Annotated in this window: 7 protein-coding genes; all 7 read right to left on the bottom strand. The window is 62.5% G+C overall.

Annotated elements, in window-relative coordinates:
• Nucleotides 1–425: 425 nt before the first annotated feature.
• Nucleotides 426–1184, bottom strand: a complete 759-nt coding sequence (locus tag ACIO0C_RS03515; RefSeq protein ID WP_401307854.1) for a PIG-L deacetylase family protein — start codon at nt 1182–1184, stop codon at nt 426–428.
• 186 nt (nt 1185–1370) lie between these two features.
• On the bottom strand, nt 1371–3530 hold the full coding sequence (gene glgX / locus ACIO0C_RS03510; RefSeq protein WP_401307851.1) for a glycogen debranching protein GlgX: 2160 nt from the start codon (nt 3528–3530) through the stop codon (nt 1371–1373).
• 117 nt (nt 3531–3647) lie between these two features.
• Nucleotides 3648–3971, bottom strand: coding sequence for a DUF2934 domain-containing protein (locus ACIO0C_RS03505; protein ID WP_401307848.1), 324 nt, complete (start codon nt 3969–3971; stop codon nt 3648–3650).
• Between the two features lie 21 nt (nt 3972–3992).
• Nucleotides 3993–6767: a malto-oligosyltrehalose synthase gene (locus ACIO0C_RS03500; RefSeq protein ID WP_401307845.1), complete on the bottom strand. Its 2775-nt coding sequence runs from the start codon at nt 6765–6767 to the stop codon at nt 3993–3995.
• Nucleotides 6764–8842 carry a 4-alpha-glucanotransferase gene (malQ, locus tag ACIO0C_RS03495; protein WP_401307843.1) on the bottom strand — a complete coding sequence of 693 codons (2079 nt, stop codon included), beginning with the start codon at nt 8840–8842 and terminating at the stop codon, nt 6764–6766. Before malQ ends, ACIO0C_RS03500 begins: the two co-directional genes overlap by 4 nt.
• Nucleotides 8839–10635: a malto-oligosyltrehalose trehalohydrolase gene (gene treZ, locus ACIO0C_RS03490; protein WP_401307840.1), complete on the bottom strand. Its 1797-nt coding sequence runs from the start codon at nt 10633–10635 to the stop codon at nt 8839–8841. The genes malQ and treZ overlap by 4 nt, the downstream gene beginning before the upstream one ends.
• A 12-nt stretch (nt 10636–10647) precedes the next feature.
• A complete protein-coding gene (gene glgA / locus ACIO0C_RS03485; protein ID WP_401307837.1) occupies nt 10648–12234 on the bottom strand; it encodes a glycogen synthase GlgA in 1587 nt (528 codons plus the stop codon).
• Between the last annotated feature and the right edge of the window lie 20 nt (nt 12235–12254).

The raw sequence follows: 12254 nt of genomic DNA, 5'->3' as shown, positions 1-12254 counted from the left end.
ACGGACGCAGAGCGTCACAGGATGCATTCCCACGCAGAGCGTGGGAACGATCACGTGTTCACTTGAAATCAGGTCGGCTGTCAGGCTGCCTCGCTTTTGTTGATCGTTCCCACGCTCTGCGTGGGAATGCCGCCAGGGACGCTCCGCGTTCCGCTGTTGACGCATGACGTGAGCCGTGCACAACGGTGTCGCAGAGCGTCACAGGATGCATTCCCACGCAGAGCGTGGGAACGATCACGTGTTCACTTGAAATCAGGTCGGCTGTCAGGCTGCCTCGCTTTTGTTTTTGATCTGGGGCGACCCACGGAGCAATGCCTTCGGCGCTTGGAAAAGTGAGTCGCTGTGAAACCATAAGTGGCCGTTACCGCAGGAATGGATATGTACACCTGAAAGAAAATGGTTGAATGACAACCGCCTTCGTCCTTTCAGACAAACACAATCTCATAAGGCAACCGCATCCGCTCCAGCAAAACCCGCGGCAACCGTGGCGCAATCCCGACGGCCGGCTCACCGTCGAGCTGACTGGCGTAGGCATGGGTAGCGTGGCTCTTGCGCGCCACCGTCCAGGTGTCCAGTCGCACTTTGCGTGCCCGGTGCCAGGGGATCAAGGCGCTGTCCCGGGATGGCCAGTGCCAGGCCCAGACCGGTATCTCAGTGAAGACGGCGCCAGCGATGGTGGCGGCATTGGCGCTGGCGCGGCCGACAGCGTCATGGTCGCTGTTGCCATCCCCGCACCAGGTGCTGAACACCACATCGCCCGGGCGTAGATAACGGGCGATGAATTGCGTGAGTGCCTGTTCATGCTCCGCCAGGGTGTGGTCGGTGAAGCCGCCGCGAATCCATTTCAGGCTGTGCATCGGCAAGCCGAGGCGGCGCAAGGCCTCGACACTTTCCTGGGAGCGGAACACGCTCAGGCGCTTCTCCGACCACTGTTGCGACCCTGGATGGCTGGCGCTGCCGTCGGTCACCGAGATCAACTGCAAAGGGTGTCCCGTGGCGCTGAGCAACTGCAGCAGACCGCCGCAGGTCACCACTTCGTCGCCAGGATGGGGGGCGATCACCACGGCACGGGCGCCTGGAGGGAGGAGGGACTGGGTACCGATTACCGGGATATTGGCCAATTGCGGGGCACTGTTCCAGATTTGTTCTGCACAGCCGCTGTCACTGATGGACACAGATTTCATGACGTACGTCCTTGTTCCGTTTACCTCCAGTCGTGCACAACAGCAAGCGTTGTAGCAGCTGTGAGGCGGGTTGATAGCGAAGCGCGGCGCTCCGGATCCTGGACAGCCGCGCATCGAGTATTGCTCATGCATCGCTATTCGTCGCGCCGGATGTGCATGCACGGCACAAATTTTCCGACGCCGTTTTTACTCCTCTTCCTCGCGCTGCAGTTCGAACAACAGCAACGAGCGCCCGGTGACCGAGTACTCGCGCCCGAAATCGAAGCGCTCCTGGCCGCGTATGGACGGTTGATTGGTGTCGATCAGGCACGTCCAGAAGGCGCCGTCGGGTACCTCCGGCAGGAGGAAGTTGACAATGTCGTGATGCGCATTGACCACCAGCAACAACGTGGCGTCCGCGCCTTTGCGACGGATCCCGGTTTCCTGGGCGCGCCCGTCGAGCAACATGCCCAGGCAGCGATTGTGCGCATCGTGCCAGTGCTCGGTGGTCATCTCGCTGCCATCGGGCGCCAGCCAGGTGACGTCCTTGACGCCGATGTCCTCGTTGTAGTTGCCCACCAAAAAGCGCCCGCGGCGCAGGATCGGATAGCTCAGGCGCAACTTGATCAGGCGCTTGACGAACTTGAGCAGGGCCTTGCCGTCTTCGCTCAGGTCCCAGTTGACCCAACCGATGTCGCTGTCCTGGCAATAGGCATTGTTGTTTCCTTCCTGGGTCCGGGCGAACTCATCGCCGGCCACCAGCATCGGCGTACCCTGGGCCAACAGCAACGTGGCAAAGAAATTGCGCATCTGGCGCTGGCGCAGTTCGTTGATTTGCGGGTCGTCGGTGGGGCCTTCGACGCCATGGTTCCATGACAGGTTGTTGTTGCTGCCGTCCTGGTTGTTCTCGTCGTTGGCTTCGTTGTGCTTGTCGTTGTACGACACCAGGTCGTTGAGGGTGAAACCGTCGTGGGCGGTGATGAAGTTCAGCGATGAGTAGGGCCGCCGGCCACGCTGGTTGAACATCTCGCCGGAAGCGGTCATGCGACTGGCGAAGTCCGCCAGCTGGCCATCGTCGCCTTTCCAGAATGCGCGCACGGTGTCGCGAAACTTGTCGTTCCATTCCACCCAGCCCGGGGGAAAGCGGCCGACGTGATAACCGCCCGGCCCGCAGTCCCAAGGCTCGGAGATCAGCTTGACCTGGCGCAGTACCGGGTCCTGGCGGCAGGCCACGAGGAAACTGTGGCGCTCGTCGAAACCGTCGTGATAACGCCCAAGGATGGTCGCCAGGTCGAAGCGGAAGCCGTCCACATGCATTTCCGACGCCCAGTAGCGCAGGGAGTCGGTGACCATCTGCAGCACGCACGGGTGGCTCAGGTCCAGGGTGTTACCGGTGCCCGAGTCGTTGATGTAGAAGCGTTTTTCCTCAGGCATCAAGCGATAATAGGAGGCGTTGTCGATACCGCGCATGGACAGGGTCGGGCCTTGTTCGTTGCCCTCGGCGGTGTGGTTGTAGACCACGTCGAGGATCACTTCCAGGTTGGCTTCGTGCAGGTGCGCGACCATTTCCTTGAACTCGGCGATCTTGCCACTGGCCAGGTAACGCGGGTCGGGGGCGAAGAACGCAATGCTGTTGTAGCCCCAATAATTGGTCATGCCCTTGTGCAGCAGGTGCTGGTCGTTGACGAAGGCGTGGATCGGCAGCAACTCGACGGTCGATACGCCCAGCTTGCGGATGTGCTCGAGCACTTCGTCGACCATCAGACCGGCAAAGGTCCCCCGCAGGTTTTCGGGAACGGCGGGGTGGCGCATGCTGAAGCCGCGCACGTGGGTTTCATAGATGATCGTCCTGTCCCATGGCACGCTGACCCGATGATCGTGGCCCCAGGTGTGCGCCGGGTCGATCACCTTGCATTTGGGCACGAAGGGCGCGCTGTCGCGTTCGTCGAAACTGAGGTCGGCGTCGGGGTGGCCAATGGTGTAGCCGAACAAGGCCTCGGACCATTTCAACTGACCGACCAATTGTTTGGCGTAGGGGTCGATCAACAGCTTGTTGGGGTTGAAGCGGTGGCCGTTGGCCGGGTCGTATGGACCGTACACGCGGTAGCCGTAGATCAGCCCCGGATGGGCGTCGGGCAGGTAGCCGTGGTAAATCTCGTCGGTGTATTCCGGCAGTTCAATGCGTTCGAGTTCCACTTCGCCGGCGTCATCGAAAATGCACAATTCGACCCGGGTGGCGTTGGCCGAGAACAGGGCGAAATTGACCCCCAGGCCATCCCAGGTTGCACCGAGCGGAAAGGGCAGTCCTTCGCGGATGCGCGACGGCTCCGCGCGGGGAGGTGGCGTTTCTTTCTTGGGACGGGTCATAAGTGCTCCAGTAACGGCAGACAGTGACGGGGCTCAGGATTTTTTCGTGGACGAGCAAACCCTACGGTGGCGAGCGGGCTCGCCACTGGAAAACCTTCAGGGCAACGGTAGAAAAGCTTAGACGGCTGGTGGTTTTCGCGCTGCACGAGGTTTTTTCTCGGCGGCTTTTTCCCCCGGTGGTACCACAGCAGAGGCAGCAGCCGGCTTGGCTTTGGCCTTGGGTTTTGCTACTGCGGCCTTGCCATTGAGCTTGCCGTCGCCGACTTTACTCGCGGCGGGCTTGCTCGCCGCCGTTTTTGCCGGCTTTTTCGGTGCCAGGGCTTCGGCTTCAGCCAGTTTGCACGCCATCTCCCAATGCCGTGCTTCCTGGCCCTCGGGTTTGCCTTCAGACTCCCAGATCTGATAGGCAAACTCGCGGATGCGTTTATCGTTGGTACTCATCGCATTGCTCCTGAATTGAACTCAAGTGTGTGTAGCCTGGATAAAAAGATTGACCGGGAAATCCCCCAGCGCGGCGCTGATCATCAGCTCCCTGTGTTTTGTGACTGCGATGCTGGAAAAAAGTCCCTTCAGATTTTCGTCGGCGACTGTGAACGGCAAACTGACCCGGGTATCGCCCCACTGCGGCGCGTCCACGTGAGGCACGGCACTGTTTTCCAGCAGTGCCGAACAATGGATCGGCACGATGACGATGGCGCGGATACCCTCCCATTCACGGACAAATCCGAGCACCCGATTGGCCTGGCTGCCGATGACTTCGAGAGCCTGGTAAGTGCCGCGTCGAAACAGTTCGGCGTGCTCGGCACGGGTGTTTAATGTTCGCGCAATCAGGGCTTGCTTGATGCGCCCGTCGCGCCAGTGTTCCAACAGATCAGGCAGGTCCAAGGGTTGCTGCAAGGCCTGTTGGCGGCTGGCGTAATCCACCGGCCGGCGGTTGTCCGGATCGACCAGGGTGAAGTCCCAGAAGTCGTTACCCTGATAGAGGTCCGGCACTCCCGGTACGGTCATGCGCAGCAAGGTTTGCGCCAATCCGTTGAGGGCGCCAGGCAAAGCAATCGTGCGGGCGACCTTGCCGAGGGCATTGCGCAGTAATTCACCTTCCGGGCTCAGCAGCAGGCGCCGGGCAAAGCTCTCGCTGGCTTGTTCGTATGCTTCATTGGGCGTGCTCCAGCTGCTTTGCAGCTTGGCTTCGCGCAGGGCTTTGCGTTGCCATTGGCTGATGCGTTGGGCGTAGTCCTCAAACGCCGGTGGGTCGTCGGCGCGCAGGTCCAGCGGCCAGCTGCCCAGCAGTGCCTGGTAGAGCATCAACTCATCACCCGCCGACGGCATTTGATCGTCGTCACGCAAGGGCCGGGCGAGGGCGCGCCAGAGGCCGATCTGCTCAACGTACCATTGACTGCGTTCACTCAATACCGCCAGGCGCGCGCGGGTATCCTCGCCACGCTTGTGATCGTGGGTCGCGGTGGCCAGCAGGTTGTCGGGAAACTGTTCCAGGCGCTGCAGGCAAGCGGCATGGAAATCAGCCACCGGGGCACTGAATTGTTCGGTGTTGAAGCCGACGTCATTGCGCGACAGCAACACCGCCGAGCGATAGAACGCAGTGTCTTCCACGGCCTTCGCGGCGGCGGGTGAGGTCAGCTGTTGAAAGCGCACGCAGGCATGCTTGAGCCGTTTGCGCAGGCGGCCAGCCGGGCGTTTTCGCCAGCGCTCGCCCCCCAGCCAACCCGCCAGGCACTCGAGCACTGGCCAGTCGGCTTCGCCCAGGGTTTGTCGGGCGCCTTCCATGGCTTGCTGGAAAAACACCTCGTCCTGCGCCGAACGCCCCAGGGCGCCGATGTAGGTGCGATACACCGAGAAATGCACGATCAGCGCCTGCAACGCTCGACGGATCGCGCCCAGCGTCAGGTCGCGGGTCATCAGGTCATCCCGGGCCACTTGCAACAAAGCCTGGGCCACACTTTCGAAATCTCCGGCCAGCGAGCCATTGAGAATCTGCTGGCGGGCCAGTTGGGCTTCCTGACGGAAGTCGGCCGGGCGCTCGCTGTAGCGGTGCCAGAGTTCGCCCAGGGCGTGCTCACCGGCGGGGGCGTGTTGCAGCAGCGACAACTGGTTCATGAATTCGTAGCCGGTGGTGCCATCCACCGACCAGTCGCGGTGCAAGGTTTCGCCTTCGCCAAGGATTTTTTCCACATAGATCGGCAGGTGCCGGCCCGGCGCCAGGCTGTCGACCCGCCGTCGCAGCTTGCGGCAGTAGCCCCGTGGGTCGGCGAGGCCGTCGATGTGGTCGATGCGCAAGCCGTCGACCAGCCCTTGCGCCACCAACTGGAAAATTTTCGCGTGGGTCGCCTCGAACACCGCTGGACGCTCGACGCGCAAACCACCCAGCTCGTTGATATCGAAAAATCGCCGCCAGTTGATGTCGTCCGCGGCGGTGCGCCAACTGGCGAGACGGTAACTCTGGCGTTCCAGCAAGTTGTGCAAGCGTTGAAAACCTTCGCCGGTCTGCGAGTCGTAGGCTTTGAGGTTCTGCTCAATGGCCTGCAGCATCGCGGGATCGCTGGCCAGTTCGCGCAACTCTTTTTTTAACGCAGTCGCCAGGCTGTGGGCATCGGTCTGATAACTCAAGGTGCTGAAGCGGTCGGCCAGTAACTTGAGCTGCTCGGCATCTGCCTTGAGCAGCTCGCCGTAATGGCTGGGGCAGATCGGAAAGTGATGCTCGTAATGCTCGACATGAAACGCGCCGCGCTGCGCATTGAAACGCAGCGCCAGGGTGCCGTCCTGCAAGGCGATGCCATAGTCGCTACCGAGGAACGGCAACAGCAACTGGCCTTCCATCAAGGGGTCGGGCGAGTGCCACTGGATATCAAAGAACTCGCCGTACGGGCTCAGACGACCCCACTCCAGCAAGTCCAGCCACCAGGGATTGTCGTTGCCGCCGACCGCCATGTGGTTGGAGACAATGTCGAGGATCAGCCCCATGTCCTGGCCGCGCAGCGCGCTGACCAGGCGGTGCAGCGCCGGTTCACCGCCCAGTTCCGGATTGACGGTGGTCGGGTCCACCACGTCATAGCCGTGCATGGAGCCGGCGCGGGCGCTCAGCAGCGGCGAGGCGTAGACATGGCTGATGCCAAGGCGGGCGAAGTAGGGCACCAGCGGCACGGCATCGTCGAGGGTAAAGCCTTTGTGGAATTGCAATCGCAGGGTGGCCCGAAGCGGCCCGACGGCGACCGGGTTCATTGGTCACGCTCGGCCGCCTGAAGTCGCGCGCAGGCGAGCAGTTCCAAGCGTCGGGCGGCATCCGGGCCATCGAGCAAGGCTTCGCTGTTACCGGGCAAGCGACGGGACCAGTTGGGGTGGGTATCGATGGTGCCGGGCAGGTTGGCCTGCTGTTCGACGCCCAGGGCATCCTCCAGTGGCAGCAGTACCAGTGGCGCGCGGGTGTGGCCAAGGAAACGCACACTGGCGTCGAGGACCTGATCGGTTTCGTGGGACTCTTCGCGAAAGTTCTGCGGGTCCTGGCTCAAGGCCCGGCGCAGGCCTTCGCGCTCGCGCTCGCGATGCTGGCGCCACTCGATTTCAGCACTGGCATCGACCAGGCCGAGGCGGGCGTTCCAGTCGATATCGCGGCCATGCCACCAGCCGTTGAGAGTGGGCAGGTCGTGGGTACTGGTGGTGGCCAGGGCGTTGTCCGGCCAGTCGAGGATCGGTTTGAAGTGCGTGTTGTCCTGTTCGAACAGCAACACGCGCATCCCGAGGATGGCACGGGCGCTGAGTTTGTCCCGCAGGCCGTCCGGTACCGTGCCGAGGTCTTCGCCGAGGACGATGGCCTGGTGGCGATGGGACTCGAGGGTCAACAGGCGCAGCAAGTCATCAAGCGGGTAATACAAATAAGCGCCATCGGCGGGGGATGCGCCATTGGGGATCACCCACAACCGTTGCAGGCCCATGACATGATCGATCCGCAGGCCGCCGGCGTGGGCGAAGTTGGCGCGCAGCATTTCGATGAACGCGCGAAAGCCGTTGCGCACCAGGCCTTCGGGGGAAAATGCGGAGATCCCCCAACCCTGGCCGGTGCGGTTGAGAATGTCCGGTGGCGCGCCTACGGTGAGGGAGGCGAGCAATTCATCCTGGCGACTCCAGGCCTGGCTGCCACCGCCATCGGCACCGACGGCCAGGTCGGCAATCAGGCCAATGCCCATGCCGCTGCTGCGGGCGGCAGCTTGCGCGCGCTCCAGGCAACGGGTGATCAGCCACTGGCAGAAGGCGAAGAAGCCGATGCGTGTGGAATTTTCTTCGGCGAATTCGGCCAGGGCGGCGCTGCGCGGGTTGCGCCACTGTTGCGGCCACTCACGCCAGTCGAGGCTTTCGCCCCTGGCGGCGCGGGCCTCTTGAATGGCCTCGAAGCGGCAATGATTTTCCAGCGCTTCACCGCCGGCATGGCGAAAGCTACTGAAGTCGGCGTGCAGTGGATGTTCGCCGTGCACGAAACCGTCGTACAGCGCCTGCAGCAGCCGATGCTTGGCTTCGGCGGCGGCCGGCCAGTCGATCAATGGCAGCTCTTGCAGATGCTTGAGTTCGGCGGCCAGGCCAGTGGCATCGATAGCGGTGCGCAGCGCGCGCTCACCGAGAATCGCCCCCGGCGCGCAATACAGGCTATTGAGAAACAGACGGCTTGAAGGCGAATAAGGGCTATAGCGTTGGGCGTCGCTGGCAAACATGGCATGCAACGGACTGATCGCCAGTGCGTCGGCGCCGCGTTCGCCCGCAACACGGGCCAGGTCTTCCAGCGCCTGGGTGTCACCAAAACCGCCATCGCCAGCGCGGCGCAAGGCGTACAGTTGCACGCTCAAGCCCCAGGCGCGCGGGATCGGGCTGTCCACCGCATCGCCCACGCTGTAGCAGCGGGCGGGGGCGACGGCCAGGGTAAAGCTTTGCCCATCGATGTCGACGTGTTGGTAGCCGACCGGTATCAGACCCGGCAGGACAGCCTCGGCATCCAGTTTGAGACTGAGTTGCGAGCCATCTTCGAGGTGGATCTGGCAGGGTGTCAGCGGCTCGAAAAAATGTGCCAGGTTGAGACCGACGCCAAAATCAGCGGTGATCAGCGGCGGCAGGTGTCGGGTCTGTTGTACCTGTTGCAATTCGAGCAGGCTGGCATCGATTTCCTGGGCACTGCCGGCCGGGTGACCGAGTCCGGTGAGGACGTTGCGCAGCGCCGAAGGCGCGACTTTTTGCGGGCGACCATTGGCGTCGATCCAGTCGACTGCCAGGCCGGCCCGGGTGGCCAGGATTTCCAGTTGCGCATCACTCATTGGCGCTCTCCATCAAGGGGTAGCAAAGGGGCCGCGGCCGTGAGGCTGACCAGCGCGCAATACGGGGGCAAGGTGCCTTGATCCAGCAGTTGGCCAGACCCGGGCGGGTGTTCGAACAGCAAGCTGGCGTCCACCTGTGAGGTGTGACGTCGCGGTGTGTCGCTGAGGTTGAGGTCGATGCGCAACTGACTGCCATCGCCCAGGCGCCATGCCGCGCTTACCGCGCCAAAGCCCAGCACCTGGGCATTGCGCGCGCGGGTGCCAGGCAAGTTCGGGATGATGTGCCGATGGCGGATCTGCAGCAGTTGGCGATAGAGCGCCTGCATCGCCGAGGGCTCGCTGACGGTGAGGGCAGGGCGCGACGCTTCGAAGGTCTGTGGTGCGTTGGGATCGGGAATCTGTTCGCGTTTATGGGGGTCGGCAAACGCGCTGAAGGCGGCAAATTCATTGCGCCGTCCTTCGCGTACCAACTGTGCCAGTTCGCCGTGGTGGCTGGTGAAAAACAGGAACGGTTGTTCGGCGGCGAACTCGTCGCCCATGAACATCAGGGGGATCATCGGCGACAGCAGCAACAGCACCGTCGCCGCTTTTAAAGCGTCGGGGTGGGCCAGTTGATGCAAGCGCTCGCCAAAGGCGCGGTTGCCGATCTGGTCGTGATTCTGCAAAAACAGCACGAACGCGCTGGGTGGCAAATGCCCGCTGGGCTCGCCGCGCGGTTTGCCATGGCGGTTGAGGTGGCCCTGAAACACGAAGCCCTGGCTCAGGCAGCGGGCCAGTTGTTCGGTGGGGTTGTTTGCATAGTCGGCGTAATAGGCATCGGTCTCGCCGGTGAGCAGCACGTGCAAGGCGTTATGGCCGTCATCGTTCCACTGCGCGTCATAGCCCTGTTCGAGCAGGCTGGCCTGGTTATGTTCGTTCTCCACCACCAGCCACACATGGCGCGACGGGTCGGTCTGCTGGCGCACCCGCTGGGCCAGTTCCTGGAGAAAGTCCGGGTCTTCGATCGCATGCACCGCGTCCAGGCGCAAGCCGTCAAAACGGTACTCCAGCAACCACATCAAGGCGTTGTCGATGAAGAAGTCGCGCACCTCGCGCCGACGAAAATCGATGGCCGCTCCCCAAGGCGTGTGCTGGTCTTCGCGGAAGAAGCCCTTGGCGTAGCGGTGCAGGTAATTGCCATCCGGCCCGAAGTGGTTGTAGACCACGTCGAGCATCACCGCCAGGCCGAGGCCATGGGCGGTGTCAATCAGGTGCTTGAGCTGTTCGGGCGTGCCATAGGAGGCCTGGGGTGCATAGATCAGCACCCCGTCGTAGCCCCAGTTGCGCTCGCCGGGAAACTGCGCGATGGGCATCAACTCGATCGCGGTGACCCCAAGCTCCACCAGGTGCGCCAGGTGTTGCTCGACGGCAAGGAAGCCGCCGAGGGCACCCACGTGCAACTCGTAGATCACAGCTGTGTTCCACGGGCGTCCCAGCCAGGTGCTGTGTCGCCATGGGTAGGCCAACGGGTCGACCACCACGCTGTGCTGGTCGATGTCCCCGTCCTGGGCGCGGGAGGCCGGGTCGGGCACCTCCAGTTCGCCATCGATGTTGTAGCGGTAGCGCGTACCCGCCGGGCAGCGGGTGTTGATCACGAACCAGCCGTCGGCCTGAGGCAGCAACGGCAAGGACTGTCCATTTTCCAGTTCGACACTGACGTAGAACGCATCCGGTGCCCACAACGCGAATCGCGTGTTTTGCGGGTCCAGTTTGATTGCGCCGTGGGGCCAGGTCTCAAGGGTCCGTAACGGCATTTCGAAAGCCTCTTACTGTTTGTGCGATTTCCCCAAGGCCTTGGCCACCAACTGCTCGTAGAGTTCGGCGTAGGGTTCGACCGCCTTGCACCAGTTGAACGGTGCCGACATGGCACGGCAGCGCATGGCGTGCAGCAGGTCGGGGAAGGCGAACACCTTGAACGCGCGGCTCAGGGCTTGCTCATAACTCTCCACCGTGGATTCATCGAACAGGAAGCCGGTCACGCCGTCTTCAATGGTGTCAGCCAGGCCACCGGTATTGCGTGCCACCGGCAACGAGCCGAAGCGCTGGGCGTACATCTGGCTCAGGCCGCAAGGTTCATAGCGCGACGGCATCAACAGGAAGTCGCTGCCGGCAAACATCCGGCGCGCATCGGTTTCGTTGAAACCGATGCGCACACCGATCTGCCCGGGAAAACGCAGGGCCAGTTCGCGCATCGCTTGTTCTTCTTCCGGCTCGCCACGGCCGATGATTGCAATCTGGCCGCCGGATTTGACGATGTATTCGGAGACCGCTTCGGTCAGGTCCAGGCCTTTCTGATAAACCAGGCGCGAGACCACGGCGAATAGCGGCCCTTCGCTGTCTTGCAGGCCGAACAACTGGCGGACATGGGCAGCGTTGACTGCCTTGCCGTCCCAGTCGCCGATTTCGAAGGGGCAGAACAGGTGCGGGTCGGTGGCCGCATCCCAGCTTTCGTCGATGCCGTTGGGAATGCCGCTGAGCAGACCTTGCTGGGTCTTGGCGGCGAGGAAGCCATCCAGGCCGCAGCCGAAGTCCGGGGTGGTGATTTCCTGGGCGTAGGTCGCGCTGACTGTGGTGATGTGGCTCGAATAGGCCATGCCAGCCTTGAGGAACGACATCTTGCCGTAGAACTCCATGCCCTCCTGTTGCAAGGCGTGTTGCGGAATACCCAACTCGGGGCAGGACCCCAGGCTCGTCACACCCTGGTAGGCCAGGTTATGGATGGTGAACAGGGTCGGGGTGCGCTGCCCGCGCCAGTGCATATAGGCAGGGGCCAGGCCAGCAGGCCAATCATGGGCGTGCACCAGGTCCGGGCACCAGTGGATTTGTGCGAGGTTGGCAGCGATGTCGGCGGCCGCCAGGCCCAGTCGGGCGAAACGGATGTGGTTGTCCGGCCAGTCGCGACCGTTGTTGGCGCCATAGGGCGAACCTTCGCGCTCGTAGAGCTCAGGGCAGATCAACACATAAATGACCAGACCGTCAGGCATGTCCATGCGCCCGATCTTGCACGGCGGGAGCGCCGCGTGACCGCCGAGTTCACCGATGATGTGAATCGGGTTTTCACTGTGCATCACTTGCGGATAACCGGGGATCAGTACACGCACATCGTGCAGATGTGCCATGGCCCGTGGCAGTGCGGCGGAAACGTCTCCCAGGCCGCCGGTTTTCACCAGGTCAGCGATCTCGGAGGTGACGAACAACACTTTCTTCTTGTTGGGGTTCTGGCTGGCCACCGGTCCCAGGGTGCGGGTACCGGTAACGCTGATCGGTTGAGCACTGGGAGCAGTCACGGCGCTCGATTCGCCGACCTGTTGATGAGCCAGCTCTCCTTGTATATCCAAAGCCGCACTAATCATATGCATCTCCCGTGTTGTTG

Origin of the sequence: Pseudomonas sp. NPDC087336 (assembly GCF_044744285.1) — a bacterium.
Taxonomy (GTDB): Bacteria; Pseudomonadota; Gammaproteobacteria; order Pseudomonadales; family Pseudomonadaceae; genus Aquipseudomonas.
The sequence above is the reverse complement of the archived record's forward strand: the minus strand, read 5'-3'. Positions and strand labels throughout refer to the sequence as shown.